The sequence below is a fragment of the Bacillus cereus group sp. BfR-BA-01379 genome (assembly GCF_022663605.1).
GTDB lineage: Bacteria > Bacillota > Bacilli > Bacillales > Bacillaceae_G > Bacillus_A > Bacillus_A mobilis.
The window spans coordinates 15588-41509 of record NZ_JAKUFT010000025.1; the positions used below are offsets into that span (position 1 = coordinate 15588).

Here is a 25922-nt window from a genome sequence, read left to right on the forward strand (position 1 = left end):
TGTATGTCAAATTCTTCGTAGTTAATTTAGAACATTCAGAAAAACTGATTGACATTAGGAAATTATTGCTATAAAATCAACGGTAATTGCATAGTCTTATCAAGAAAAGGTGGAGGGACAGGCCCGATGAAACCTTGGCAACAGCCGTATAACGGAATTGTGCCAAATCCTGCAGGTAATAAATCCTGAGAGATAAGAAAGAGCCTTTAGAGCGTGTTTTCAAACTGCTCCTTTCTTGTTTTCAGGAAAGGAGCAGTTTTTTTATTTTGTATAAAAGAAAGGAGAATGAGAGATGGGAGAATCATGGGGAAAAGGAACAATTTGTGTGCAAGGTGGCTATACACCAAAGAATGGCGAACCGCGTGTTTTGCCACTTTATCAAAGTACAACGTATAAATACGATACTTCGGACGATTTAGCAGCACTATTTAATTTAGAGGCAGAAGGATATATATATACGCGTATTGGAAATCCTACTTTAGCTGCATTTGAGCAAAAATTAGCGGATTTAGAGGGTGGTGTAGGGGCTGTTGCAACGGCTTCTGGGCAGGCTGCTATTATGCTTGCTGTTTTAAATATTTGTAGTAGCGGAGACCACCTGCTTTGTTCTTCCACAGTGTATGGCGGGACGTTTAATTTATTTGGAGTGAGTTTGCGTAAGCTTGGTATTGATGTTACGTTCTTTAATCCAAATTTAACTGCTGATGAAATTGTGGCCCTTGCTAATGATAAGACGAAACTGGTTTATGCAGAATCGCTAGGAAATCCAGCGATGAACGTTTTAAATTTCAAAGAGTTTTCAGATGCAGCGAAAGAGTTGGAAGTACCTTTTATCGTGGATAATACATTAGCAACTCCTTATTTATGCCAAGCATTTGAGCACGGAGCAAATATTATCGTTCATTCTACGACGAAATATATTGATGGTCATGCAAGTTCTTTAGGCGGTATTGTCATTGACGGAGGGAACTTTGATTGGACAAATGGGAAATATCCTGAACTTGTTGAACCGGATCCAAGTTATCATGGCGTAAGTTATGTTCAAAATTTTGGTGCAGCAGCCTATATTGTGAAGGCACGTGTTCAATTATTAAGAGACTACGGAAACTGTATGAGCCCATTCAATGCGTATATTAGTAATATCGGCTTAGAAACGCTGCATTTACGAATGGAGCGTCACAGTGAAAATGCTCTCGCAGTTGCTAAGTGGCTTGCTAATCATGAACGTATTGAATGGGTGAATTATCCGGGACTAGATAGTAATGAAAATTACTCGTTAGCACAAACGTATTTGAAAAAAGGTGCTAGTGGTGTTTTAACATTCGGCATTAAGGGAGGATTAGAAGCTGCGAAAGAATTTATCGCAAATGTAAAACTAGCAACTCTCGTAACGCATGTAGCAGATGCGCGAACTTGCGTTATACATCCTGCTAGCACGACGCATAGACAATTAAGTGCTGAAGATCAGCGTTTAGCTGGCGTTACATCAGATTTAATTCGTTTATCGGTTGGTATAGAAGATGTTTCTGATATTATTGCTGATTTAGAAGCAGCGCTAGTCGGAGGCAAAGAACATGCCGATCATAATTGATAAAGATTTACCAGCTCGCAAAGTGTTGCAGGAGGAAAATATTTTTGTAATGACGAAGGAGCGAGCAGAAACACAAGATATCCGGGCATTGAAAATTGCTATATTAAATTTAATGCCTACAAAGCAAGACACAGAAGCGCAATTACTTCGTTTAATTGGCAACACGCCGTTGCAATTAGATGTTCATTTACTTCATATGGAATCACATTTGTCCCGTAATGTAGCAAAGGAACATTTAACGAGTTTCTATAAAACATTCCGTGATATTGAGAATGAGAAATTTGATGGGCTGATTATTACAGGAGCACCAGTTGAAACTCTTTCTTTCGAAGAGGTAGATTATTGGGAAGAGCTTAAACGTATTATGGAGTATTCAAAAAAGAATGTAACATCTACGCTTCATATTTGCTGGGGGGCGCAGGCTGGTTTGTATCATCATTATGGTGTTCCAAAGTATCCTCTTAAGGAAAAAATGTTCGGTGTATTTGAACATGAAGTCCGTGAGCAACACGTGAAATTGTTACAAGGGTTTGATGAATTGTTTTTTGCCCCGCATTCTCGTCATACAGAAGTAAGAGAGAGTGATATTAGAGAGGTGAAAGAATTAACATTATTAGCAAACTCTGAGGAAGCGGGTGTTCACCTTGTTATTGGGCAAGAAGGAAGGCAAGTATTTGCGCTCGGGCATAGTGAATATAGTTGTGATACGTTAAAGCAAGAATACGAACGGGACTGCCAAAAAGGGTTGAATATTGATGTGCCGAAAAATTATTTTAAGCATAATAATCCAAACGAGAAACCGCTTGTGAGGTGGAGAAGCCATGGGAATCTATTATTCTCTAATTGGCTGAATTATTACGTGTATCAAGAAACCCCTTATGTATTATAAAAAAAAGATTGTGTAACACGTGGCAACGTTTTCTTTGTAAAGATTAACTTATATTTTTCCGAATGTTCAAAAAACATTGTTTTTCAGATTTTTTACTCATATAATTTCATCTAAACACAATTTTTGAGGGGTGGACAGTATTATGAAGGAAATTCAAGTGGGCTTATTAGGCCTTGGGACAGTTGGTAGCGGTGTAGTTCGTATTATTACAGATCATCAAGAGAGACTCATACACCAAGTAGGTTGTCCTGTAAAAGTAACGAAAGTACTAGTACAAAATATTGAAAAAGAGAGAGAAGTAGAGGTACCTTCTACTCTATTAACACAAGATGCAAATGAAATTTTAGATAATCCAAATATTGACGTTGTCATCGAAGTGATGGGTGGCATTGATGATGCAAAAGCATATATTTTGCAAGCCTTACAAAGCGGGAAGCATGTTGTAACTGCCAATAAAGATTTAATGGCGTTACATGGGGCGGAACTCTTAGCGGTAGCAAAAGATAATAAAGCAGACTTGTTTTATGAAGCAAGTGTAGCTGGAGGAATCCCGATTTTACGAAGTATCGTAGAAGGACTTTCTTCAGATCTTATTACGAAAGTAATGGGAATTGTAAATGGAACGACAAATTTTATTTTGACGAAAATGTCAGATGAAGGGAGAGCATATAACGACGTGTTAAAAGAAGCCCAACAACTTGGATTTGCAGAAGCAGATCCAACATCAGATGTGGAAGGTTTAGATGCAGCAAGAAAAATGACGATTTTGGCTACCCTTGGTTTCTCTACAAATGTAGAGCTTGGAGATGTGAAGGTAAAAGGAATTACTTCTATTACAGAAGAAGATATTGAATACAGTAAAAGTTTAGGCTACACGATTAAATTAATCGGTCTTGCGAAGCGAGATGGTGAAAAATTAGAAGTTACAGTTGAACCAACGCTACTTCCAAATACACATCCCCTTGCGGCCGTACAAAACGAATATAATGCTGTATATGTGTATGGTGAAGCGGTTGGAGAAACGATGTTTTATGGACCAGGTGCAGGAAGCTTACCGACAGCAACAGCTGTTGTTTCAGATTTAGTAGCTGTCATGCAAAATATTCGATTAGGTGTAAACGGAAATAGTGCGGTATCCCCGCAGTATAAAAAGGTATTAAAAGAGCCAGACGAAATTGTTGTGAAGAAATTTTTAAGACTTCATGTAAAAGATGAAATTGGTGTATTTGCAAAAATTACTTCGTTATTCTCTGAGCGTGGTGTTAGTTTTGAAAAGATTATTCAAATGCCGCTTGAAGAGAAAGGAAAAGCTGAAATTGTAATTGTAACGCATCGTGCGTCTCTTGCTGATTATGATTATATTCTACATACATTGCAATCGTATGAAGAAATAGATTGTTTGAAAGCAAATTACCGAATTGAAGGAGATGCAAAGTAGCATCTCCTCTAATAAAAAACCTATTAAGCGGCCTGCTTAATAGGTTTTTTTCTATTTAAAATTTGCGTACCAATTTGAATAAATGCTTGAATAATCCAGCCTGTTGTAAAAGATAAGATGATTGTTCCAAAATAGATAGGTCCATCTAATAGGAAGCTTAACGTTAAAAATAAAAACGCTAATGAAATTTCTGTTCTTCTAAATGTCCATTTCTTTTTCTCAGCAACCGTTAAAACGAAAGCTTCTTGAGGTGCTGCACAAAGGTTTGTAGAGACGTAAAGACCAATCCCAGCTCCAACGAATAGATTTCCGCAAATAAGTGTTATATATTTTGGAAGAGAACGGATAGCATCCATAATAGTTGTAATGGAACCGATCCAATCAACAAAAAGGGAAATAAGAACCATCGTTACAATTGTACCGATCGTAATTTGTTTTTTATTCCAAAAGAGTACGATAAGAGTAAAAGCAAAATTAATCATGAAAATCCAAAAACCGATACTTATCCCGAAATTTTGATATAGTGCAATAAAGAAGGAATCATAAGGGCTAAGTCCAAAGGAAGTAATTGTCGTCATCATATTAATACCGATGGCGAGGGTGAGTAGACCGCCAATGAAAAATATATATTCTAATTTGAATCGAAGCATAGTTGTATATCCTTTCAAAATGTATTTGCTAGGAAAGGATATATTGTGGAAAGCTTACCAGGTCAAGGGAGAATTTTTGCAGAGAAGGGGAAAATGAGATGACGAATATAAGAAAGATTGCTGAACTTGCTGGGGTATCTGTTTCAACGGTTTCACGTGTACTGAATAATCATCCATATGTGAATGAACAGAAGCGAAAAGAAATTTTAGCAATTATAGAAGATTTAAATTATACGCAAAATGTGAATGCAATTCATTTAGTGAAAGGGAAAACGAATGTCATTGGCGTTTTATTACCACACGTAAATGATCAATATTATAGCGCTATTATCGAAGGGATATCAAAGGAAACAGCAAAAAATAATTATAATATGATGCTTTGTCAGACGAATTATAGTGAGGAAAGAGAATTAGAAATTTTGAATATGTTAAAAATGAAAAAGCTTGATGGGGTTATTATATGTTCCCGGGCGAATAGTAAGGAAAAGCTTGAAGAATATACGAAATTTGGTCCGATTGTTATGTGCGAAGAAATAGACTCGAATTTCATTTCGAGTGTGCATATTGATTACTATAAGGTGTTTTCGCGCGGGATGAAGAGCTTAATAGATGCTGGCCATACAAGTATTGGGTATTGCATTGGAAGAAGTAATAGTATTAATAGCCAGAGAAGAAAACAAGCATATGAGGATTCGCTTCAACCGATTGCTGTAACGCCGATAGAGGACTGGAAGTTTAAAGGCTGTTTTACGGTGGAAGATGGGCGTAATGTAATTAGGGAATGGGCCCATATGTCAGTAAAACCAACAGCGTTTCTTGTATCTTGCAACCATATTGCAGCGGGAATGGTAACGGAAGCGAAAAAACAAGGCATTCGTATTCCAGAAGATATTACGATTATCGGTTGTGATGATCAAGATGTGGCAGATATTTTAGGCATTACGACGATTTCGTATTGTAGTAAAAATGTTGGTGTGAAGGCATTCGAATTATTATATGAAAAGATTAATGATGAGAAAATAGATGTAAAGCACGTAGAGTTATTGCCAGAATTAGTACATAGGGAAACAACATAATAGATAAGGTGTGAAAATCGCTTTTCAAAATTGCGTTTGGTATAATTATGGACAATCTATGAGGGCTAAAAGGGGTTTTGATATGAGATCAAAAGTAGTAAAAGTAATTCTACTCATTACAATTGCATCCTTCTGTTTATTTGCATATGGCTTTGTTTCAGGTGTAAATGATGTGTTAAATCCGAAAGCTTCAAATGTAATTAAAAAGACCGATGTAGTGGCAAAAGAGAAAAAGAAAACGGGAACGTTACAAATCGTTAGTTTAGGTGATTCATTAACACGCGGTGTTGGTGATAAAGAAGGAATTGGCTATATTGGACGAATGAAAGAAGATTTACAAAAAGATTATAAGCAAAAGATTGCTTTAACTAACTTAGCTGTTAGTGGTGCAAAAATGCCTGACTTATTAAAACAAATGGAGAGTAGTGGCGCTCAATATTCAATTAAGCAAGCAGATGTAATCGTTTTAACGATAGGAGGAAATGATTTATTTCCAGGATGGGAATCACTTGGAAAGATAGACTTAGAAACATATCGTCCTGATACAGAAACGTTCCAAAATGAAGCGAAGAAAATTATAGAAGAAATTCGTAAGTTAAATACAGATAGTCCTATTTTTTGGCTTGGTTTATACAATCCTTTTGAAGATGTAGCAGATTTAAAAGGATCATCAAACATTGTTGTAGACTGGAATGCATCTCTAGAAAAATTAGCGCTAAATAATAAAAATGTGTATATTACACCGACATTTGATTTATTCCAAAACCGCGGGAAAGATTTATTATACTCCGATCATTTTCATCCGAATGAAGTAGGGTATATATATATGGCGGACCGATTAGTTCAAAATGTTGTGAGTAAATTAAAGCTAGAACAAGGAGGGGTAAAATGACGACGATACTTTCTGTACGAGACGTGAAGAAAGTAATTGGGAAGAAGACTATTGTAGAGAATATTTCCTTCGATGTAAAACAAGGAGAAGTGTTTGGCTTCCTAGGACCGAATGGTGCCGGAAAAACAACTACCATTCGAATGTTAGTTGGATTGATTAAAGAAACAGAAGGTACAATTTCTATCGGCGGCTATTCTATTAAGGAAAATTTCAGAGAAGCGATGCGTCAAATTGGGAGTATCGTTGAAAACCCTGAACTGTATACATATTTAACGGGATGGGAAAATTTAAAACAATTTGCCCGTATGTTAGGTGGTATATCGGATGAACGTATTATTGAAATTGCTCAAATGGTTCATTTGGATGAAAGGATTCACGATAAAGTAAAAACGTACTCACTTGGTATGAAACAGCGCCTTGGCATTGCGCAAGCGCTCCTTGGGAATCCTAAATTACTCATATTAGATGAGCCAACAAATGGTTTAGATCCAGCTGGAATTAGAGAACTTAGGGAATTTATACATAAGCTTGTGGAAGAAGAAAATATGAGTGTGTTTATTTCAAGTCACTTGCTAAGCGAAGTACAAATGATATGCGATCGGGTTGCTATTATTCATAAAGGAAAAATGATAACAGTTGCCAAGGTTGAAGAGTTAATTAAAACAGCAAGTGATCGTGTAGAATGGATTGTTACACCGATTTCTAAGGCGAAAGATATGCTAGAAGATGCTGAGGAAGTAAGAGAAGTGAGTATAGAAGATGATCGATTACTATGCCGCATGGATGTCGCATCTATAAGTAATTGGAATAAACATTTTGTAGAAAACGAGATAGATGTACATAGTGTTAAGGAGCTTGTATTTACGCTAGAAGATTTATTTATTGAACTCACAAGGGGTGAGCAGCATGCGTGAATTTGCGAATCTAGTTTTAAATGAATCGGAGAAAATTTATCGTAAGAAACGTATTTTTGTTGTCATGCTTATTTTAGCAATCTTAATCCCGCTTTTTGTGTATGCGCAGTATCGTGAAGTAGAAACGACACAAAAAAGGCTAGGTACAACGGATTGGAAAGTTTCGCTGCAACAACAAATTGTTGATTCTCAAAACCGCTTGAACAATTCTAGACTACCAGAAGAATGGCGGGATTGGCTGAAGGTAAGAGTGGAGCAGCAACAATATTATTTAGATCACGATATTAACCCGATGGCACCAGGCGCACCGACTTTTGTAAGGGCGTTTATTGAGCAAGGAATTACATTGTTTATTCCGCTTCTTGTAATGATTGTTGCTATTGATATTGTTTCAGGAGAACGAAGTGATGGAACGATGAAGATGCTACTTACGCGGCCGATTCGGCGCTGGAAAATACTCCTTAGTAAGTACGTGACGATGTTATTTTTCATTTCACTCATACTGTTACTTGTCGGTCTGTTTGCTTACGTATTATCAGGTCTTGTATTTGGATACTCAGGATGGAATTTACCTGTTTTAACAGGTTTTGTTATCGATAAGGAAACGTTAAATACGAATTTTGTGCATCTTATTCCGCAGTGGCAATATATTTTGATGGCGTATGGATTAGCTTGGTTTGTTGCTATCGTTGTCGGAACTATATCATTTATGGTTTCTGTTTTAATTAGAAATACACCAGCTGGTATGGGTGTTATGTTAGCCGCATTAATTGCAGGTGGCATTTTGAGCTCATTCGCAACATCTTGGGAAGGTGCGAAATATATTTTTAGTGTGAATTTATCATTAACAGATTATCTATCAGGAAAATTACCTGCATTACAAGGTTTATCGATGGGGTTTTCTTTAATGAATTTAACTGTTTGGGCCGTTGTGTCCCTTATTATTTCGTTTGTAGTATTTACAAAGCAGGATATGGTGAATTAATTGGACGGGAAGTGAAAGTATGAAAAATGCTTTAAAAAATGATTGGGGTTCTTTATTGGCACCAGAATTTGAGAAAGAATATTATCACAAGCTGGTTGATTTTTTGAAAGAAGAGTACAGTACACATGTTGTGTATCCGAAACTAGAAAATATTTTTAGCGCTATAGAGTATACAAGTTATGCAAATACAAAGGTCGTTATCTTAGGACAAGATCCATACCACGGACCGGATCAAGCGCATGGTTTAAGTTTTTCGGTACAACCCGGCATTAAAACGCCACCGTCATTGTTAAATATGTATAAAGAACTCCGAGATGAATATGGTTATGAAATCCCGAATAACGGTTATTTAGTAAAGTGGGCAGAACAAGGAGTTTTATTATTAAATACGGTATTAACAGTTCGTCAAGGTGAGGCGAATTCTCATAAAGGAAAAGGATGGGAGCATTTCACGGATCGTGTAATTGAGCTATTAAATGAACGTGAAAACCCAGTTATTTTCATATTGTGGGGACGTCATGCACAGGCGAAGAAAAAGTTAATTACGAATACGAAGCATCATATTATCGAATCTGTACATCCAAGCCCACTATCAGCAAGACGTGGTTTTTTTGGTAGTAAGCCATACTCTAAAGTAAATACGATTTTAGCTAATATGGACGAGAGAGAAATTGATTGGGAAATACCAAATCTATAAATAGAAAAGGTAGTTAACAGTTGTTAACTACCTTTTTATTATTGTTGTTCGTTCTTTAATTTTGCATCTAGTACAAATGTACCGAATGGGATAATTGATGAAACGAATGCCCCAAGTGCCCATGCAATTGATTTGCGGTGTACGATTGTTACTTGAATTACCGCAAAGATGAATAGAATAAATAAAACACCATGAGCCATACCTGTAATTTTAACAGCTGTTGCAAATCCTGCGAAATATTTTAATGGCATTGCTACAAATAATAGTAATAGGAAAGAAATCCCCTCAATTAAGCCGATTGCTCTTAATCGTCCGATTGGTGTAGATAACATGAAATAGCCTCCTTTAACGTATGCTTGTATATAGTAAATTTGTATTCTTTTTCAAAATAAAATAGTCTATTTTGTTTCATTATATACAAAAAGAAAGTTTACACTACGAGAATAGTGCAAAGTTCAAAATATAGTCACAAAAACGTGGTAATTTAAATAAAAACCTATTTGAAGTATTTGACTTCAAATAGGTTTTGTGAATGAAACTATTAAGCAAGTACTTCGTTTTTTAGTACAAATTTCTCAACTACTTTTGCAACGCCATCGTTCATATTTGTATCTGTTACGTAGTTTGCAATTTCTTTAATATCATCTGGTGCATTGCCCATTGCAACACCAAGACCAGCAAATTCAATCATCGCTTGGTCATTATAGCTATCGCCCATTGCGATAACTTCTTCACGCTCAATGCCAAGCTTTTGGATCAGTTTGTTTAAGCTCGTTCCTTTTGTAACACCAGCTTCAGTAAATTCTAAGAAGAATGGTTTAGAACGCATAACACTTAATTGGCCTTCTAGTTGTTTTTGTAGTTTCTTTTCTACTACAACAAGGCGTTCAGCCTCTTTATTCATTAATACTTTTACTACAGGCTCTTGAACAGCAGCTTTAAAGTCATCCACTACAACAATTGGCATACCAGTAATATCGCCCTCGATTTCAGTATAAGGATTATTTTCTTCCGTTACGATATCATCGCCCATATAAGTATGAATCCATACATCTTCAGTTTTACTAATTTCAAATAGGTTGTGAACGATTTCAGGAGATAGCGTACTACTAAAGATTTCCTCGTTTGTTTTACAGTTAATAATTTTTGCGCCATTAAAAGATAGAATGAAACTGCCGTATTCTTCTAAACGAAGTTCTTTCGCTACATTGCGCATACCAAAAGTTGGACGTCCAGAAGCAAGTACAACTTTTACACCTTGTTCTTGTGCAGTCATTAGGGCTTCTTTCGTACGAGGTGAAATGGTATGGTCGTCACGTAATAAAGTATCATCTAAATCTAAAACAATCATTTTATAAGTCATATTGAAAATTCCTCTCTTTGTTGAAATAGAAATAAAGTTTTATGAAGATATTGGGGAATATATAGTAAGACATCGAACTTCTTCATATGAAGTTAGGAAAAGTTCTATATTGTTAGTATAAATTACCATGAGCATGTTGCCCATGATAATTTATACCGCTAATGCTTGATTAGCTCTCACTTTATCATTATCGTAACAACTCTAAAGATAGAGTGCAATAATGGAAGTTTTCCAATTTACGATGGTTGTTTTTCTGTTGAACGAGAAAATAGTATTTCAAGCAAAATTGCCATTACAGATCCAAGAACGAGACCGTTACTTAAAAACGATGCTAAAAATGGTGGGAGCGTAGAAAATGCCCCTGCTGGAACAAACATAACTCCAACTCCTGTAAAGATTGAAAGACCTGCTACTTTAAATAATCGTTCTTTATTCTGCACTGTTTCGTATTCGCGAAAGGCAAGACCAATCATGCTTGCAAATACAGGATAAATGGCAGCATATCCGACTGCGACAGGGATTGCCGCAAAGAATGAAGTAATCTTTGGGAATATACTAACGAGAATAATAAAACTTGATCCTAACATAAATGGGAGTCTCTTATAAATATTAGTCGTTGCGATAAAGCCTGCTGATCCAGAAATGGCGACAGGTCCAATAGCTGAAAAAAGACCTCCTAGCAATTGATTGATTCCTGTTATAATGCCGGCTTGTTTGAAACGATCTGGTGCTGCATTTTTTTCATACTTAGAGACAATCTTTTGGACAACGCGAATACTTGCCAACATATTTGTTAGAAGTAATAGTGTAACGAAAACTACCGTAATTGCCATGTTCCATTCAATACGAGGCATTCCGAAAACAAACAGAGACGGAAAACGGATTATATCGGTCACAGGCGTTACTGGATTAGATAATCCGAAGCATGCGAATAATATCCAGCCGCAGACGATACTGAAAAGAACGGAATATTGTCCAATAATAGGTAGCTTCATGATGAAAAAGGATAGTAAAATAACAATGAGTGAAAGAATAAATACGTTAGCTTGTACTTCTGTATGTTGTCCGTCAAGGCCGAACATTCCCTTTAAGAAGGCCCCGCTAAGTTGCGCGACAAGAAGAAATAAATATGTTCCAATGACTGTCGGCGTAAAATAGCGAACTAGTTTATCGATGAATCCAAAAACGCTAAGAATAATACAAATGATACCACTTAATAAGAAAGCGTACTGAAGGACTTTCAGCGTTTCATTGCTGGATCCAAATAATACGACACCTAAACTTGCATAAAGGGAGAAAATTCCCCACCAAAGACCTGCAGGACCTTCTTGAATGGGAAGTTTATGCCCAAATATAGCTTGCAGTAGGCCAGCAAAACCAAGAACAAATAATGTTCTTTGTACGAATGCAATAGCTTCAGCGCCATCGAGACCATAACTAGTTGCGACGCTAATTGGTACGATAAGGCTCCCAGCTAAAATAAATAGCGCCCATTGTAAGGCGGAAAGAAATGTTTTCATTATATCAACCTCTTTCATAGATTCCGTATCTAGTATATATGTATTTCATTTCCACTGGCAAAGATTGTAGATAGAGAAAAGAGTTGAAGCACGATATGAATGCACGTAAGCAGTTATGGATAGCAGTTATATGTATGACTTTTGTTGTAATTCTTGGAACGTTAGGATTTATGATGATTGAAGAGATTAGTTTGTTTCAAGCATTTTGGATGACGATGATTACTGTATTAACCGTTGGATACGGAGATGCCGTTCCTGTAACACAGGCAGGAAAAGTTTTTGCGCTTCTTATCATACCGATTGGAGTCGGCATTGTTACGTATGCAATTGGTGTAGTGGCAGCTATGATTGTTGAAGGGAATTTATTTCATGCAGTGCGGAGGAAGAAGATGGATAAACAAATAGCACAGTTACAAAATCATATTATCGTATGTGGTTGTGGTAGAGTAGGGCTTCAAGTTGTACATGAATTGCAAGAAAAGAAAATTCCATTTGTCGTCGTGGATAAAGATGAAAGCATATTAGAGAAGGAAAAACTTTTGTATGTACACGGAGATGCAACGGAAGACCAAGTGTTACATCATGCCGGAATTTCAAAGGCAGCTGGTTTAGTTGCTATCGTTGCAAATGATGCCGAAAATGTATTTATTACATTAACGGCAAGGGGATTAAACGATGCAATTAAAATTGTGGCAAGAGCGGAAAAACCAGAAACTGAAGACAAATTGAAGCGGGCTGGGGCAAATAAGGTGATTAATCCATCTAGCATGGCAGGAATTCATATTGCAAAAGGTATTGCGAATCCGCTAACAGTTCATTATATTGATACAGTACTGTATGGCTTGGAGCAGTCATTTGTAATTGAAGAAATTGCAGTCGGCGAGGGCTCTATTTTAACTAATAAATCGTTATTAGAGAGTGATGTGAGAAATCAATTTGATGTAACAATTTTAGCCATTTTGAGAAATGGGGATGTTATACATAATCCAACGGGGCAGGAAAAACTACAAGAACATGATATGATAATAGTGTTTGGTTCAGTAGAGAAGCTGGGACAATTTGAGAAAGAACTACAAAGTAAGAGGTGACAAGGAATGCAAATATCGAGCGATAAGATTTTAAATAAAATGGCGAATGAAATTGCAAAGGCAAAAAGCAGTGAAGGGCAACAATCAAAAGCGCATTTATTAGTTGTGCGTGCGTTATGTGATTTATTATTAGATGAACAAGCTGAGCCTTCTATGTATAGAGAACCTGAGATTCCATCGCAAGTAATTGGATCTCAGCCTATGACGACAGTTCAACCAGTTATGCCGGTTTCTGGAGAACCTGTTTATATAAAAGAAGAAGGTGCAAACGGTAATTCTTTATTTGATTTCTAGAAGATAAATCGTTTGGCTTATATGAAAAAATTGCTTATGATAAAGGTAAAAAAAGGGGAATTAAGATGAAAATTTTCTTTTTACTAGGTTGTATTGCAGCAGGGCTATCTGTTGCTTTAGGGGCTTTTGGAGCACATGGTTTAGAAAATAAAGTTTCTGCAAAAATGTTAGAAGTTTGGAAAACAGGCGTTACATATCAAATGTTTCATGCAGGTGGACTATTCGTAGTTGCTTTATTGATGGATAAAATTCAATCATCACTTTTAACTACTGCTGGCTGGCTTATGGTAGCTGGGATTATTATGTTTTCAGGCAGTTTGTATGCATTAAGTACGACAGGTATTAAGTTCTTTGGCCCAATTACACCTCTTGGTGGTGTAGCTTTTATCGTAGCATGGATCTTAGTCGGAACTGCAGTTGTAAAAGGGTTATAAAAAACAAAAGCTGGCATATGCCAGCTTTTTTTATGGTCTTGGAGCATAAGTTGCTTGTTGACTAGGTAAATAAGTAATTTCTTCTGGGAATTCCACATAATCTAAGTAAATCATTAATAGTAAAAAACGTTTCCCTGATTGTGGCTCACTAATTACAATATGATCACGACCAGCTGCTTCGATAATACCTGTATATGATTGGGTACCGAGTGAGCTACCACGTTCATAAGTCATTACAACCGTAGCTTGCTTACCCTTGTTTAAACGAAGGATATTTTCAATATAGGATTGTTCTAATGGTAACATGCCTTGAGAAACGGCATATTGAGCTTGCGCCGCTTGTTGTTGCATCGCTTGCTGTTGTTGCTGTTGCTGTGGGGTCATTTGTTGCGGTTGTACATAAGTTCCAGATGGTTGATAAAATCCAGTTCCGTAATACGGGTTTTGTTGCTGTGCCATTCAAAAATCCCTCCTCATTATCAATCCTTAATAAACGCTAGGACAATCTTCGCCAGATGGCTGGAAGAAGCAGTGCTTTTTGAAGCGACCAGAGTTTTGTTGATTATACCAAGTTGACGGACAAGGGCCTTCAGGTCTAAAAAACCATAAGGCAAAGTTGGCAGGCCAAAAGCGTTGTCCCTGAATCGTTCGCCTTGCTAATGCGATATCTTGTTCTCTTGCACGCTGATAAAAATACCCTTTTTGCGTTGCCTCAAAACCGCCAGGATTTTGATACACCATTTGACGTAAATTCCGTATTTTTTTAAAATCTAAACAATTTCCGCGGACACGATTTACCCCAACGTTTCCGACCATCAACATCCCCTGTTGTCCTTCTCCTTCGGCTTCAGCACGCATCAGTCTAGCTAACAACTTTACATCTTCTTCGTTATAAGCAATAACGCCCATTATGTGTCACCTCTCTTTTTGGAATACCTTGTGGAAAGAGGTTTATCTCTAGATGAAGTGTGTAACAATTACTAGTTCATACGTATGAGAAAAAGGACTCAGATATGACAACCAAACGAAGTTTTACATGGAGAGAGGAAAATAAAAAAAGCTAGCATGAGCTAGCTTTTCATCATTAAAATACTTTAGACCATAAGTTTGAGAAGAAATCTCCAATAGAGCGCATTGTTAATACGAACCAATTTGCTTTTTCAACTTCTTCTGTCGTTTTCGCAGTAACTTTCATGTTTTTATTTCCATCTAAAAATCCGTATTTATCAGTCGGTTCTAGGACGATGGAACCTACCTTCGCCTCCTTCTTAACAGGAGCGACTAAATGTCCACCTTCAGCGAGCGATTTATCTACTTCAGTAGAAATTTTGTAAGGTGATTTGTCACCCTTTTTCGCAATGACTGTTATTTCTTTTTCAGGTGCAACAGTTACTTGATCTTCTTTCCCTTTTACTACAGAGATTGTATTGTGTTTATCAACTTTTAATTTTTGTTTTTCAAAGTTATTAAATCCATATTCAATTAATGCACGAGATTCAGTGAAACGCTCGTCCATTGATTTTGTTTTAATAATTACTGAAATAAGGCGTAAGTCACCACGTTTTGCTGTAATAGTGAATCCGTATCCAGCAGTATCAGAACTACCAGTTTTTAAACCATCTGTTCCTTCATAAGAGAAAGCGGCACCTGGTAACATCCAGTTCCAGTTTTCCATACGAATTGGTTTCGGATGATTATCTGGGAAGTTTCTAAATCTTTGTTTTGTATCCTCTAGCATTTCTGGATACTTTGTAATCATTGCTTTTGAAAGCATACCCATATCGCGAGCTGACATGGAATTTTCTCCATTCGGATCCGTTCCTTCAGGATGTTTTCCCTTTAAGTCAGCGTTATTTAACCCAGTAGCATTTACAAATTTATATTTCTTTAACCCTAGTTTTTTTGCATGTTCATTTGCAAGATTTAAGAAGTTTTTCTCACTTCCTGCAAGAAGTTCTGCTAAGGCAATACTAGATCCGTTTGCAGAGAAGATAACGATAGAATGATATAATTCTCTTACAGTATACTGACGTCCCTTTTCAAACGGAACGTTAGAGAATTCATTATTACGTGAAACTTCATAAGCGTAATCAGAAATGTTTACCTTTGTATCCCAAGTGATTTTTCCTTCTTTGATTGCTTCTAATACAGCATAAACAACAATTAGTTTTGACATACTAGCGATAGCTAGCAATTCATCTGGATTTTGTTCATGCAGTATTTTTCCTGTATCTGCATCGAATAGAAGTGCAGCAGCTGCCTCAATGTGTATCTTTTCTTCCGCATGGGATGTTGTTACTCCTAAGGAAGAAATTGACAATAAAAACGCTAGTAAAATAGACAAGATTTTCTTCATATAGATTATCACCTTCGCATCGTTATTAGCATGTAGCTCGTACCATTTTAGCATAAATTTGGATATAGAAAGGTTACAATTTTGTAAGGAATTTGAAAGGAATTTGTCGATTTTTGTTCAAATTTGCGGAGAAAAGAAGGTTTTTGAAGAGAAATATAGAGGGTAATAAAAAAAGGAACGAATTTCGTTCCTTTTTTCACGATTTACCCCGCATTAACGGGCAGTAAGATCCCCACCTCAAAATTAAGCGAAAGCAAGGAGGTTAGGTGGGCGATTAACTGCCCGTAAAAGCCCGATTGGTGAAGGTTGATTAAAGTTTCACTTTATATGTGTAAAAATTTCTCTACCTTTTCGTCAGGTAAAATGTTTCCAACGAAAAATGTTCCGAATTCACCATAACGAGCACTTACTTCATCGAAACGCATTTCATATATAAGTTTTTTAAATTGAAGAACATCGTCAGCGAATAATGTTACGCCCCATTCAAAATCGTCGAATCCAACTGATCCTGAAATAACTTGGCGTACCTTACCTGCGTACTGGCGACCAATTTTACTATGGCTGTACATCATTTTCTTGCGTTCTTCCATAGGAAGCATGTACCAGTTGTCATCACCTTGGCGACGCTTGTCCATTGGATAGAAGCAAATGTGATTTGCTTTTGGTAGTTCTGGATATAAGCGAGCTAAGATTTGTGGGTTTTGATATGGATCTTCATCAGCTGGAAGGTAGTTGCTTAGTTCAACAACAGATACGTAAGAGTATGCAGGAACCATATATTCAGCTAATGTTGTTTTATTCAATTCTGTCTCAATTTCATTTAACTCTTCCATTGTTGGACGTAAAATCATAAGCATAATATCAGCTTTTTGGCCAACAACTGTATACATTGCATGACTGCCTTTTTTCGCAGTAGCTACTTCGTTCCATTTTTCAACGACATTTAAAAATTCAGACACAGCTTGTCCGCGTTCGTCGCTAGATAATGTTTTCCATGCAGCCCAATCAATAGAACGTAAATCATGTAAACAATACCAGCCATCTAACGTTGTTGTTGCTTCACTCATTCTATTCACCTCAATTAATGATAGTTTTACACGTTAACTATAGCATATATAGTTTTAAAATCATCTATATAAAGCTTTGGCGCATAAAATTGTCACATTTAAGTTTATTTGAAAATAGGAGGGAATAAGGCTTAAAGGGGCATTATTTCTAGGCTGAATTTTATGAAAATATAATCATTTTCATTTTATCTATTTTTTGGGAGCTATAAGTTTAAAATAGAGAGGAAAAGCAGTATTCTTAAAGATAGAGTTTTTTTAACATAAGTAGGAGGGTTTATTCGTGAGCAACTTATTTACAACAGTAAAAGAAAAAGTTCAAGGAAAAGGCATTTCTATCGTACTTCCTGAAGGAACTGATGAAAGAATTTTAGGCGCTGCAGAGCGTTTAGCAAAAGAAGAGTTAGTACAACCAATCTTAGTTGGTAATAAAGAAGAAATTAGCGCAAAAGCTGCTAGCATGAATTTAACATTAGCGGGCGTTGATATTTATGACCCAGCTACATACGAAGAAATGGATGCAATGGTAGCATCTTTCGTTGAACGCCGTAAAGGTAAAGCAACTGAAGAAGACGCTCGCAAAATCCTTAAAGACGAAAACTACTTTGGTACAATGCTTGTATACATGGGCAAAGCACACGGTTTAGTAAGTGGTGCAGCTCACTCTACAGCTGATACAGTTCGTCCAGCACTTCAAATTATTAAAACAAAACCAGGTGTTACAAAAACTTCTGGCGTATTCATCATGGTACGTGAAGAAGAGAAATATGTATTCGCTGATTGCGCAATTAACATTGCACCAAACAGCCAAGATTTAGCTGAAATTGGTATCGAGAGTGCGAAAACTGCTGAACTATTCGGTATTGATCCACGCGTTGCTATGTTAAGCTTCTCTACAAAAGGTTCTGCGAAATCTCCAGAAACAGAAAAAGTTGTAGAAGCAACTCGCATTGCAAAAGAAATGGCTCCAGAATTAACTTTAGATGGAGAATTCCAATTCGATGCTGCATTCGTACCATCTGTAGCTGAGAAAAAAGCTCCAGGTTCTACAATTAAAGGTGATGCTAACGTATTCGTATTCCCAAGCTTAGAAGCTGGTAATATTGGCTACAAAATCGCTCAACGTTTAGGTAACTTCGAAGCAGTAGGACCAATCTTACAAGGTTTAAACATGCCTGTAAATGACCTATCTCGTGGATGTAACGAAGAAGAAGTGTACAAGTTAGCTTTAATTACAGCAGCTCAAGCACTTTAATTTTATAATGAATTGAAATAAAGACCGTCGCTATAATAGCGACGGTCTTTATTTTTCTAAGCCAAGTGCTTTATTGTTACGATCAATAATACGTTGTAAATTCGTCTCATATAAAGGTATTTCATCTATTGTTAATTGAGATGGTGTTAACTTTGGAGCGAATTGTTGCAATGTTTTTAAAAGGCGCATCATTAAATCTTGTACTGTAATGGTTTCGCCAAGTAATTCTGAAAGTGAAGCCATCGTGCTCGGTACAATTTCAGGGTACGTAAAGCGTGTTTCTTCTCCTTGAATGGCTAGGTTGTAGAAATCACGAACGAGTGCGGCACGTTCAGAGCCACTTCCTGTAGCACATAGATAAATTTGGACAGCGACACCGCCGCGAATACGGCGCTGTGAAATGCCAGCGAATTTTTGATCGCGAATACTTAAATCGTAGCTACCAGGACAGTAAGAACCAACAATTTCTTTTGCTTCGATTGTAACATCGTAATCGCGTAACATTTCCTTAATTAAATGCCACATTGTATCGTATCCAAGGTCAATATCGATACCTTTTTCCGTCTCTTGGAATAAAAGCGATACATTTAAAACACCTTCATCCAGTACGACTGCAAGTCCGCCAGAATTACGAACGATAACATGGAAGTTGTTTTCCTTTAAAAAGGAAATACCTTCTTCTAAGTGTGGTAGGCGTGAATCTTGAATGCCAAGAACAATTGTATTGTGATGAACCCAAGAACGCATTGTTGCAGCTGATTGACCGTTTCCAATGCTTGTGCATAATGTGTCATCCATTGCGAATGACTGCAATGCATGGAATGTTGGACCCAAACTAGATTGATCTACAATACGCCACTCTGGCTGAGATAAAATGGAACGGGAATTGCTCATATAACTAACCCCTTATCTTTAAAATGACAATCTCTATTATAGCAAAAAATAACGAAATTAGTTTTTGAGAGGGAACCTTACTGAATTGTAAGGTTGTTGTAAGGAAAGTGAATTGGTTAAACGAGCTACGATGGTTAAACTAAGAGATGCAATTATGATTTTGGGAGGCATACAAATGAAAAAAGTTAAATTAGGACTTGTAGCGATTATGTCAGCAGCCGTATTTAGTGGCTGTTCTATTATGGATATGATTGCGCCCCAAGCAAAGGGCGTTGTTATGTACGGAGATGAAACAGGCGTTCAAAAAACAATGGATCAATATAAAGATAAAATTGAATCCAAAAGTAAATTTGAAGCAAAACTCGGTACTGTCAATGAGAAAAAGGTTTTAATTATGAATAAAACAACAGCTGAAAAAATGGTAAAAGAAAACATGCTGAAAAAGGTAGTAAAAGAAGATGTGGAACCAATTAAAGCATTGCCATCTGTTTCAGATGAAGTGGGAATCGTATTCGCTAAAGAGGAACAAAAAGATGTAGTAATTGATGGAAAGAAAATGAAATATGAAGGTAATGTAGTAATCGGTGATGCGCGTAAATATACAGATATGTATGCAGTTGTTAGTGATGCTGAATATACAAAGATAAATGAACCGGTAAAAACGATTGGATTAGCAGCCTTTAAAGAAAATCCAAAGGAAAAGATTTTCCCAGATATAAAGAGAGGTTCTAACGTAGAAGAAGTGCATATGGTTGAGGTGAAGTAACAAAAAAAGGATGCATGCAATGCATCCTTTTTATTCTGCAATTTTTTCTAAATTACCGTTTCGATCCATTCGGAAAGATGTTTGAGAACGTTCCTCGTCATCCATAACTGCCAACTTACGAGCGCGGTTCATAATATTCATAAGTGTTTCGTAATCTTCTTGTACAGTATGAGATTGTTTTTCTAATTTTTCTAGTTTCTTTTCTAGTTCTTCATTTCGAAGGATTTGTGATTTGATTTCTTGTTTCAATCTCGTATTCTCGTTTTCAAGAGCTGTCACTTTTATATTTGAAGATCCGACTGTTTGTAAAAAATAAATAACATCTTGCATTGTCATAGAGCTTTTTGCAGCAGGAACAGTAGATTCTTGATATGGAATAGCTTCTTTATATTGTACAATTGCTTCCTCTTGTACGAATTCTTCATAATCAGTTATCGCCTCTGAAGCTGGTGGTGTATAAAGTAAACGTTTTTTCGCTTGTTCACCGCTTGCAGCACGCATTTTATCCTTACGATGTTTTTTTGCTAGTTGAAGAGCTTGTTCATAACTATAGCGAACAACAGCGTTCCAACGGAAACCACAGGCAGCCGATGTACGATTTAATTGATCTCCTACTTCTTCAAATGCATTTAATTGAGTACTTCCTTCTCGAACGTGACGAAGTACAGTTTCAGCAAGTAATAAATCATCCTCATCTGTCCAAGCATCTTGTCTTACTTTCATAGATTCAACTCCCTTTCTTTTTATGAACTTCCTATTTTTATAATGGGCAAAAAAAGGAGCTTTTATACAAAGCTTTTAAAAATATAGTAGATTTCGATGAAGGGTATAAAGTGAAACTTTAATCAGTGGGGGTTTTCTTCATCCCCCACTGATTATTAGCCTTCACCAATCGGACTTTTATGGGCAGCCCGACCCCCACCTAGATTCTTTGCTTTCGCTGAATTTTGAGGTGGGAGTCTTACTACCCGTTAAAGCGGGATAAATTTTGCCAAGAATGAGGGGAACTTCTGTAGGAGAACATATAAATATGAAGCATTATATGAGGAAAGAGCTTTATAGGGAAACTTGCAACGAGCTTCAAAGAGCGGTAAAATACCATTTAGTGTTTATTTTTAAATGTACTTGAGAAAAGTTTAAAATAGAGGAAGTGTTATATAATGGGAAACGAATTTCGTGTGTGTGATGATTGTCAGGCAACGAACGTTAAAACGTTAATTCCGAAGTTAAAAAAAGTAGATTCATGTGCAAAAATTGAAGTTGCATGTCAGTCTTACTGTGGTCCTGGTCGTAAAAAATCATTTGCATTTGTAAATAACCGTCCAGTTGCGGCTCCAACAGAAGACGAATTAATTGTAAAAATTGAAGCAAAGTTAAATAAGTAAGGAAAAGAAGAGTGAACAGATTACTCTTCTTTTTTTATGCCCAGAAGAGGAAGGATTTATTCTGAGAAAGCTTAATTGGTGATGATAATAGGTAATGATATATAGGTATTATCTATTTATTAAGGTCTCGGCCTATATGAATTTGTATTTCAAAATAATAGTTGACAGTCTTTGGAAGCGATAGGTAGAATAGAAGGTGTCTGATTCTGAGAATCATTATCAAGAAAAGGTTGATTCGCTTATTTTTTTATTACTATTTGAGAATAGATTTCATTTCATTAAATATATGTTGTTGGTTAGGATGGTTGAGGGATGGAAGCGAGCGCAAGGAGTATAGAACAGCAAGATGTGAATGTTAAAGAGATTAAGAGCAGACCGCTCATTGCTTCTATTATTTTAATAGTAGGTACAATTTTGTTAGCTTTAAGCATGGCATTGTCTATTTCGTTTGGTGCTGCAGATATTAGTTTAAAGACTGTATGGCAAGCTGTGTTTCAGTTTGACGGTTCTATTACGCATCATAACGTAATTCAAGAACTTCGCATGCCTAGAGCGATAGGGGGCGTAGTTGCAGGTGCCTTTTTAGCAGTATCAGGGGCAATTATGCAAGGTATGACGCGAAATCCACTTGCATCCCCATCGTTAATGGGGATTACAGATGGGGCTGTATTTGGAATTGCAATTATGTATGCATTCTTCCCTAATTCACCTTATTTAATGTTCGTTATTGCATCGTTTATTGGTGCTGCGTTTGGAGCGAGCATTGTATATGGAATTGGATCTTCTTCACCAGGTGGATTAACGCCTGTGAAATTAGCTTTAGCAGGTGCAGCAATTAGTGCTTTATTAGGGGCCATTTCATCTGGAATTGCGCTATATTTCAACCTTGCCCAAGAGGTGAGTATGTGGAATGCAGGCGGAGTTGCTGGTGTGAAATGGGAAAGTATTAATATGTTAGTACCGATTGGTCTTGTTTGTCTCTTTATTGCAATTATAATGTCGAGGTATATTACAATTTTAAGCTTCGGTGAAGAAATTGCGATTGGGCTTGGTCAAAATACGACATTAATTAAATTTATCGGAACAGTACTTGTTCTTGTGTTAACAGGTTCTGCAGTTTCTATGGCGGGATCGGTTGGATTTGTTGGTCTTGTAATCCCGCATATGACTCGTTTCCTTGTAGGCTCAGACTATAGATGGGTTATTCCATGTTCTGCGGTCTTAGGCGGACTGTTAATTGAATGTGCAGATATGTTATCTCGCGTTATTAATCCGCCGTTTGAAACGCCAATTGGAGCAATTACAGCGCTAATTGGGGTTCCATTCTTCCTCTACTTAGCACGTAACGAAGGGAGAGGGAAAATGTGAGGACAAGTGTCTTAACAAAAAAGAACGTTTCGGTTTTAACAATTTTAGTAGGATTAATCGTTACTGTATTTTTAGTAAGTTTAAATACAGGTACATTTAAAATACCACCAATGGACGTATTAAAGTCATTGGTTGGACTTGGGGCTGAAGATCAGTCTGTTATTTTATTTGAATTCCGTATGCCACGTATGGTTATTGCTATATTAGTTGGATCTGCTTTAGCAATGTCAGGTGCGATTTTGCAAGGGTTATCACGAAATCCACTTGCTGATCCAGGTATTATCGGTATTAACGCTGGAGCGGGATTAACAGTTGTTATCTTCGTCTACTTTTTCTTCGGTAAAGTTGGGACTGGTACATTTTTATCTGTGTTTATCCTTCCATTCTTCGCGTTAGTTGGTGCGATATTAGCAGCAGTTATCATTTATTTACTAGCATGGAAAGACGGCGTGTCATCAACGAGATTAATACTTGTCGGTATCGCTGTTGCAGCTGGATTTGGTGCTGTTAGTTTAATTTTTTCTATGAAGATGACGTCTAACGATTTCCGTTTTGCGACGATTTGGTTAGCAGGAAGTTTGTGGGGCACAGATTGGAAGTTCGTACTAAGTGTACTTCCATGGATGATTATTTTCTTGCCACTTGCTATTAGTAAGGCGCACATATTAAATGTAATGAACCTAGGCGACTCTACAGCTGTTGGCCTTGGTGTAAATGTAGAAAAAGAAAGACGTAAATTATTATTTATTGCAGTTTGTTTAGCTGGTGCATCTGTCGCTGTTGCCGGAGGAATTGGTTTTATCGGCTTAATGGCTCCCCATTTAGCGAGGCGCCTTGTTGGTGGTAAACATCAAATTATGCTGCCTACCGCTGCACTAATAGGGACGTTTTTACTTTTATTCGCAGACGTAATTTCAAGAAGTGTGTTAACAACTTCAGAAATACCGGTCGGTCTTGTTATTTCTGTAATTGGTGCACCGTATTTTATATACTTACTTATGAGGACAAAATAAAGGGAGGCTTTTTGTATGGCAACTTTAGCAGTTGATGCGGTATCTGTTGGCTATAATGAAGGGTTAATTATTGATGGATTAACAGTTGAAATTCCGGAAGGGAAAATTACAACAATTATTGGACCGAATGGTTGTGGGAAGTCCACATTATTAAAAACGGCTTCTCGTATTTTGAAGGCGAAAAAAGGTACTGTTTATCTTGACGGAAAAGCAATTGAGAAACAACCAACGAAAGAAATCGCAAAGAAAATGGCAATTTTACCACAGACTGCAGAAGTGCCAACTGGCCTTACTGTGTTTGAGCTTGTTTCATATGGACGCTTTCCTCATCAAAAAGGATTTGGAACGTTGAAAGAAGAGGATTATCGTTACATTCATTGGGCACTTGAAGTGACGGGAATGACAGAATTCGCAAATCGTCCAGCAGAGGCGTTATCAGGTGGACAACGTCAACGCGTATGGATTGCGATGGCTCTTGCACAAGGAACAGAATTACTAGTATTAGATGAACCGACGACGTACTTAGATATGGCGCATCAATTAGAAGTATTAAACTTATTGAAAAAGTTAAATGAAGAAGAAGGTAGAACGATTGTTATGGTTATCCATGACTTAAACCATGCTTCTCGTTTCTCAGATCATATGATTGCATTAAAAGCGGGTAAGTTAATGAAACAAGGAACGCCAGATGAAGTGATGACGAGTGAAACACTTCGTAACGTATTTGAGATTGAAGCTCAAATCGTTCCATGTCCAGTAAACTGTAAACCAATTTGTTTAACATATGATTTAGCGATGATTAGTAATCAATTGCGTAAAAAAGCATAAGTAGAATCCCCCTCGTAAAGAGGGGGGCTTCTAATGGACGTTGAGCTTCTTATTAGTAAATAGGAAGTTGAACACCCGTTAGAACGGGGCATAAGCAACAATTAATCGATATATATTTATTAATTGTTAATCTTGTTTCTTATAGTTCATTGTAACTTATAAGAGAAATACAGCTAGAAGGAGTGGGAACATGAAGAATTTTAAAATGGCACTATTAGCAATGGTACTAGTCGTTACTTCTGTACTATTTGCAGCTTGTTCTAACAAAGAAGAAGAGAAGAAAGCAGATGCGAAGGATGCGAAAACTGAAGAGCGCACTGTACAACACGCAAAAGGGGAAATTAAAATCCCTGCAAATCCAAAGAAAATTGCTGACCTTAGTGGTTCAACAGAAGAATTATTAATTTTTGGTATGAAACCAATTATTACTGCTAATACATCTCAAGAAAAAATTGATGCACATATTGAAAAGAAATTAAAAGACGTAAAACCAGTTGGCTCTGCTTGGGGCGATAAAATTAACATCGAAGCAGTAGCTGCTGCAAAACCAGACTTAATTCTTGTAAACAATCGTCAAGAAAAGATCTATGATCAATTATCTAAAATTGCACCAACAGTTATGTTAAAAACTCCATTAGACCAATGGCGTCCAAAATTCGAAGAAGTAGGTCAAATCTTCGGTAAAGAGAAAGAAACAAAAGAATGGTTCAAACAGTATGAAGAAAAAGCAAGCAAATTACATGACAAAATCGTTGCGAAAACTGGAGATGCAACATTCATGAAAATGGCTGCATATCCAAATGCTTTCCGTGTATACGGTGACTACGGTTACGGTAGCGTAATCTTTAATGACTTGAAATTACCAGCAGTTAAAGGTACACCAACGGATAAACCATTAGTACAAGTACAAAAAGAAGCTTTAATCGATTATAACCCAGATTACCTATTTGTATTTACAACTGGTGACGGTTCTCAGCGTCTAAAAGAATTCCAAGAAGAATCAATTTGGAAAAACATGAACGCTGTTAAAAATAACCACGTATTTACAATTAAAAACGAAGACTTAAACAAAGGTTACTTCCCTCTAGGTAAAGAAATGATCTTAGATGAAGTTGCTGAATTCGTTTTAGGTAAATAATGTATAAAGAAAAAATCACTTTTA

General features: G+C 36.8%; 28 protein-coding genes and 1 riboswitch. Of the genes, 18 read left to right on the top strand and 10 right to left on the bottom strand.

Features of this window, described 5'->3' with window-relative positions; translation table 11 throughout:
* Positions 1 to 93: 93 nt before the first annotated feature.
* Positions 94 to 199: riboswitch (SAM riboswitch) on the top strand.
* A gap of 93 nt (positions 200 to 292) precedes the next feature.
* The 3 genes from MR113_RS11860 (at position 293) to MR113_RS11870 (ending at position 3918) form a co-directional block, all read left to right on the top strand.
* Positions 293 to 1591, top strand: coding sequence for a bifunctional O-acetylhomoserine aminocarboxypropyltransferase/cysteine synthase (locus tag MR113_RS11860; RefSeq protein WP_016085402.1), 1299 nt, complete (start codon positions 293 to 295; stop codon positions 1589 to 1591).
* Positions 1575 to 2480 carry a homoserine O-acetyltransferase MetA gene (metA, locus tag MR113_RS11865; protein WP_242254414.1) on the top strand — a complete coding sequence of 302 codons (906 nt, stop codon included), beginning with the start codon at positions 1575 to 1577 and terminating at the stop codon, positions 2478 to 2480. Before MR113_RS11860 ends, metA begins: the two co-directional genes overlap by 17 nt.
* Positions 2481 to 2622: 142 nt before the next feature.
* Positions 2623 to 3918, top strand: a complete 1296-nt coding sequence (locus MR113_RS11870; RefSeq protein WP_242254416.1) for a homoserine dehydrogenase — start codon at positions 2623 to 2625, stop codon at positions 3916 to 3918.
* Positions 3919 to 3941: 23 nt separating this feature from the next.
* On the opposite strand, the gene MR113_RS11875 is transcribed toward MR113_RS11870, so the two are convergent.
* Positions 3942 to 4568, bottom strand: a complete 627-nt coding sequence (locus MR113_RS11875) for a YczE/YyaS/YitT family protein (RefSeq protein ID WP_048566734.1) — start codon at positions 4566 to 4568, stop codon at positions 3942 to 3944.
* A gap of 98 nt (positions 4569 to 4666) precedes the next feature.
* On the opposite strand from MR113_RS11875, the gene MR113_RS11880 reads away from it, so the two are divergent.
* The 5 genes from MR113_RS11880 to MR113_RS11900 are packed head-to-tail and all read left to right on the top strand — an operon-like array spanning position 4667 to position 9132.
* Positions 4667 to 5644: a LacI family DNA-binding transcriptional regulator gene (locus tag MR113_RS11880; RefSeq protein WP_242254418.1), complete on the top strand. Its 978-nt coding sequence runs from the start codon at positions 4667 to 4669 to the stop codon at positions 5642 to 5644.
* A 10-nt stretch (positions 5645 to 5654) separates the two neighbouring features.
* Positions 5655 to 6536: an SGNH/GDSL hydrolase family protein gene (locus MR113_RS11885; protein WP_242254419.1), complete on the top strand. Its 882-nt coding sequence runs from the start codon at positions 5655 to 5657 to the stop codon at positions 6534 to 6536.
* On the top strand, positions 6533 to 7450 hold the full coding sequence (locus tag MR113_RS11890; protein ID WP_242254421.1) for an ABC transporter ATP-binding protein: 918 nt from the start codon (positions 6533 to 6535) through the stop codon (positions 7448 to 7450). The genes MR113_RS11885 and MR113_RS11890 overlap by 4 nt, the downstream gene beginning before the upstream one ends.
* Positions 7443 to 8435 (top strand): ABC transporter permease subunit, encoded by a 993-nt coding sequence (locus tag MR113_RS11895; protein ID WP_001206503.1) that lies wholly within the window; start codon positions 7443 to 7445, stop codon positions 8433 to 8435. The genes MR113_RS11890 and MR113_RS11895 overlap by 8 nt, the downstream gene beginning before the upstream one ends.
* 19 nt (positions 8436 to 8454) lie before the next feature.
* Positions 8455 to 9132 (top strand): uracil-DNA glycosylase, encoded by a 678-nt coding sequence (locus tag MR113_RS11900; protein ID WP_242254424.1) that lies wholly within the window; start codon positions 8455 to 8457, stop codon positions 9130 to 9132.
* A gap of 38 nt (positions 9133 to 9170) precedes the next feature.
* Here the strand turns inward: MR113_RS11900 and MR113_RS11905 are convergent, their stop codons facing one another.
* The 3 genes from MR113_RS11905 to MR113_RS11915 form a co-directional block, all read right to left on the bottom strand.
* Complete coding sequence (locus MR113_RS11905) at positions 9171 to 9464, bottom strand: DUF3817 domain-containing protein (RefSeq protein ID WP_061680068.1); 294 nt, start codon at positions 9462 to 9464, stop codon at positions 9171 to 9173.
* A 209-nt stretch (positions 9465 to 9673) separates the two neighbouring features.
* Positions 9674 to 10495 (bottom strand): Cof-type HAD-IIB family hydrolase, encoded by an 822-nt coding sequence (locus tag MR113_RS11910; RefSeq protein WP_242254425.1) that lies wholly within the window; start codon positions 10493 to 10495, stop codon positions 9674 to 9676.
* 236 nt (positions 10496 to 10731) lie between these two features.
* Positions 10732 to 12015 carry a purine/pyrimidine permease gene (locus MR113_RS11915; RefSeq protein ID WP_242254426.1) on the bottom strand — a complete coding sequence of 428 codons (1284 nt, stop codon included), beginning with the start codon at positions 12013 to 12015 and terminating at the stop codon, positions 10732 to 10734.
* A 95-nt stretch (positions 12016 to 12110) separates the two neighbouring features.
* On the opposite strand from MR113_RS11915, the gene MR113_RS11920 reads away from it, so the two are divergent.
* From MR113_RS11920 to MR113_RS11930, 3 genes are all read left to right on the top strand, one after another.
* Positions 12111 to 13103, top strand: coding sequence for a potassium channel family protein (locus MR113_RS11920; protein WP_242254453.1), 993 nt, complete (start codon positions 12111 to 12113; stop codon positions 13101 to 13103).
* A gap of 6 nt (positions 13104 to 13109) precedes the next feature.
* The gene (locus MR113_RS11925) at positions 13110 to 13397 is read left to right on the top strand and encodes a YwdI family protein (protein ID WP_001167358.1); all 288 of its coding nucleotides are present in this window, start codon (positions 13110 to 13112) and stop codon (positions 13395 to 13397) included.
* 65 nt (positions 13398 to 13462) lie between these two features.
* Positions 13463 to 13831, top strand: coding sequence for a DUF423 domain-containing protein (locus MR113_RS11930; RefSeq protein WP_000688322.1), 369 nt, complete (start codon positions 13463 to 13465; stop codon positions 13829 to 13831).
* Positions 13832 to 13861: 30 nt separating this feature from the next.
* Here MR113_RS11930 and gerQ read toward each other — a convergent pair whose 3' ends face one another.
* The 4 genes from gerQ to hemQ all read right to left on the bottom strand — a co-directional run bounded on the left by gerQ (position 13862) and on the right by hemQ (position 17254).
* Entirely contained in the window at positions 13862 to 14290 is a 429-nt protein-coding gene (gerQ, locus tag MR113_RS11935; RefSeq protein WP_000068647.1) for a spore coat protein GerQ, read from the bottom strand.
* Between the two features lie 27 nt (positions 14291 to 14317).
* Positions 14318 to 14740 carry a cell wall hydrolase CwlJ gene (cwlJ, locus tag MR113_RS11940; protein WP_000538161.1) on the bottom strand — a complete coding sequence of 141 codons (423 nt, stop codon included), beginning with the start codon at positions 14738 to 14740 and terminating at the stop codon, positions 14318 to 14320.
* A 175-nt stretch (positions 14741 to 14915) separates the two neighbouring features.
* A complete protein-coding gene (locus MR113_RS11945) occupies positions 14916 to 16193 on the bottom strand; it encodes a serine hydrolase (protein ID WP_242254455.1) in 1278 nt (425 codons plus the stop codon).
* A 317-nt stretch (positions 16194 to 16510) separates the two neighbouring features.
* Positions 16511 to 17254, bottom strand: a complete 744-nt coding sequence (gene hemQ, locus MR113_RS11950; RefSeq protein WP_001287595.1) for a hydrogen peroxide-dependent heme synthase — start codon at positions 17252 to 17254, stop codon at positions 16511 to 16513.
* 280 nt (positions 17255 to 17534) lie between these two features.
* On the opposite strand from hemQ, the gene pta reads away from it, so the two are divergent.
* Positions 17535 to 18506, top strand: a complete 972-nt coding sequence (pta, locus tag MR113_RS11955) for a phosphate acetyltransferase (RefSeq protein WP_000067226.1) — start codon at positions 17535 to 17537, stop codon at positions 18504 to 18506.
* Positions 18507 to 18554: 48 nt separating this feature from the next.
* Here pta and lipL read toward each other — a convergent pair whose 3' ends face one another.
* Entirely contained in the window at positions 18555 to 19400 is an 846-nt protein-coding gene (gene lipL / locus MR113_RS11960; protein WP_242254427.1) for an octanoyl-[GcvH]:protein N-octanoyltransferase, read from the bottom strand.
* 175 nt (positions 19401 to 19575) lie between these two features.
* On the opposite strand from lipL, the gene MR113_RS11965 reads away from it, so the two are divergent.
* Entirely contained in the window at positions 19576 to 20166 is a 591-nt protein-coding gene (locus tag MR113_RS11965) for a lipoprotein BA_5634 family protein (protein WP_132133222.1), read from the top strand.
* Positions 20167 to 20196: 30 nt separating this feature from the next.
* Here MR113_RS11965 and MR113_RS11970 read toward each other — a convergent pair whose 3' ends face one another.
* The gene (locus tag MR113_RS11970) at positions 20197 to 20889 is read right to left on the bottom strand and encodes an RsfA family transcriptional regulator (protein ID WP_242254428.1); all 693 of its coding nucleotides are present in this window, start codon (positions 20887 to 20889) and stop codon (positions 20197 to 20199) included.
* 437 nt (positions 20890 to 21326) lie between these two features.
* Between MR113_RS11970 and MR113_RS11975 the strand changes: the two genes are divergently transcribed.
* The 5 genes from MR113_RS11975 (at position 21327) to MR113_RS11995 (ending at position 25898) form a co-directional block, all read left to right on the top strand.
* Positions 21327 to 21551 (top strand): YuzB family protein, encoded by a 225-nt coding sequence (locus MR113_RS11975; protein WP_073517724.1) that lies wholly within the window; start codon positions 21327 to 21329, stop codon positions 21549 to 21551.
* A 312-nt stretch (positions 21552 to 21863) separates the two neighbouring features.
* Positions 21864 to 22919, top strand: a complete 1056-nt coding sequence (locus tag MR113_RS11980; protein WP_242254429.1) for a FecCD family ABC transporter permease — start codon at positions 21864 to 21866, stop codon at positions 22917 to 22919.
* Positions 22916 to 23932 carry a FecCD family ABC transporter permease gene (locus tag MR113_RS11985; RefSeq protein WP_242254430.1) on the top strand — a complete coding sequence of 339 codons (1017 nt, stop codon included), beginning with the start codon at positions 22916 to 22918 and terminating at the stop codon, positions 23930 to 23932. The genes MR113_RS11980 and MR113_RS11985 overlap by 4 nt, the downstream gene beginning before the upstream one ends.
* A 15-nt stretch (positions 23933 to 23947) precedes the next feature.
* The gene (locus tag MR113_RS11990; RefSeq protein WP_000212060.1) at positions 23948 to 24760 is read left to right on the top strand and encodes an ABC transporter ATP-binding protein; all 813 of its coding nucleotides are present in this window, start codon (positions 23948 to 23950) and stop codon (positions 24758 to 24760) included.
* 190 nt (positions 24761 to 24950) lie between these two features.
* Complete coding sequence (locus MR113_RS11995; protein ID WP_000787719.1) at positions 24951 to 25898, top strand: ABC transporter substrate-binding protein; 948 nt, start codon at positions 24951 to 24953, stop codon at positions 25896 to 25898.
* Positions 25899 to 25922: the final 24 nt, after the last annotated feature.

Coding starts and splice junctions, on each gene's coding strand:
- MR113_RS11920 (WP_242254453.1), top strand. CDS start 12,111: ATGAATGCACGTAAGCAGTTATGGATAGCAGTTATATGTATGACTTTT.
- MR113_RS11930 (WP_000688322.1), top strand. CDS start 13,463: ATGAAAATTTTCTTTTTACTAGGTTGTATTGCAGCAGGGCTATCTGTT.
- hemQ (WP_001287595.1), bottom strand. CDS start 17,254: ATGAGTGAAGCAACAACAACGTTAGATGGCTGGTATTGTTTACATGAT.
- MR113_RS11860 (WP_016085402.1), top strand. CDS start 293: ATGGGAGAATCATGGGGAAAAGGAACAATTTGTGTGCAAGGTGGCTAT.
- MR113_RS11910 (WP_242254425.1), bottom strand. CDS start 10,495: ATGACTTATAAAATGATTGTTTTAGATTTAGATGATACTTTATTACGT.
- cwlJ (WP_000538161.1), bottom strand. CDS start 14,740: ATGGGCGTTATTGCTTATAACGAAGAAGATGTAAAGTTGTTAGCTAGA.
- MR113_RS11895 (WP_001206503.1), top strand. CDS start 7,443: ATGCGTGAATTTGCGAATCTAGTTTTAAATGAATCGGAGAAAATTTAT.
- MR113_RS11880 (WP_242254418.1), top strand. CDS start 4,667: ATGACGAATATAAGAAAGATTGCTGAACTTGCTGGGGTATCTGTTTCA.
- MR113_RS11990 (WP_000212060.1), top strand. CDS start 23,948: ATGGCAACTTTAGCAGTTGATGCGGTATCTGTTGGCTATAATGAAGGG.
- MR113_RS11965 (WP_132133222.1), top strand. CDS start 19,576: ATGAAAAAAGTTAAATTAGGACTTGTAGCGATTATGTCAGCAGCCGTA.
- MR113_RS11975 (WP_073517724.1), top strand. CDS start 21,327: ATGGGAAACGAATTTCGTGTGTGTGATGATTGTCAGGCAACGAACGTT.
- MR113_RS11995 (WP_000787719.1), top strand. CDS start 24,951: ATGAAGAATTTTAAAATGGCACTATTAGCAATGGTACTAGTCGTTACT.
- metA (WP_242254414.1), top strand. CDS start 1,575: ATGCCGATCATAATTGATAAAGATTTACCAGCTCGCAAAGTGTTGCAG.
- MR113_RS11905 (WP_061680068.1), bottom strand. CDS start 9,464: ATGTTATCTACACCAATCGGACGATTAAGAGCAATCGGCTTAATTGAG.
- MR113_RS11870 (WP_242254416.1), top strand. CDS start 2,623: ATGAAGGAAATTCAAGTGGGCTTATTAGGCCTTGGGACAGTTGGTAGC.
- MR113_RS11970 (WP_242254428.1), bottom strand. CDS start 20,889: ATGAAAGTAAGACAAGATGCTTGGACAGATGAGGATGATTTATTACTT.
- MR113_RS11925 (WP_001167358.1), top strand. CDS start 13,110: ATGCAAATATCGAGCGATAAGATTTTAAATAAAATGGCGAATGAAATT.
- MR113_RS11915 (WP_242254426.1), bottom strand. CDS start 12,015: ATGAAAACATTTCTTTCCGCCTTACAATGGGCGCTATTTATTTTAGCT.
- MR113_RS11900 (WP_242254424.1), top strand. CDS start 8,455: ATGAAAAATGCTTTAAAAAATGATTGGGGTTCTTTATTGGCACCAGAA.
- MR113_RS11890 (WP_242254421.1), top strand. CDS start 6,533: ATGACGACGATACTTTCTGTACGAGACGTGAAGAAAGTAATTGGGAAG.
- MR113_RS11980 (WP_242254429.1), top strand. CDS start 21,864: ATGGAAGCGAGCGCAAGGAGTATAGAACAGCAAGATGTGAATGTTAAA.
- gerQ (WP_000068647.1), bottom strand. CDS start 14,290: ATGGCACAGCAACAAAACCCGTATTACGGAACTGGATTTTATCAACCA.
- lipL (WP_242254427.1), bottom strand. CDS start 19,400: ATGAGCAATTCCCGTTCCATTTTATCTCAGCCAGAGTGGCGTATTGTA.
- MR113_RS11875 (WP_048566734.1), bottom strand. CDS start 4,568: ATGCTTCGATTCAAATTAGAATATATATTTTTCATTGGCGGTCTACTC.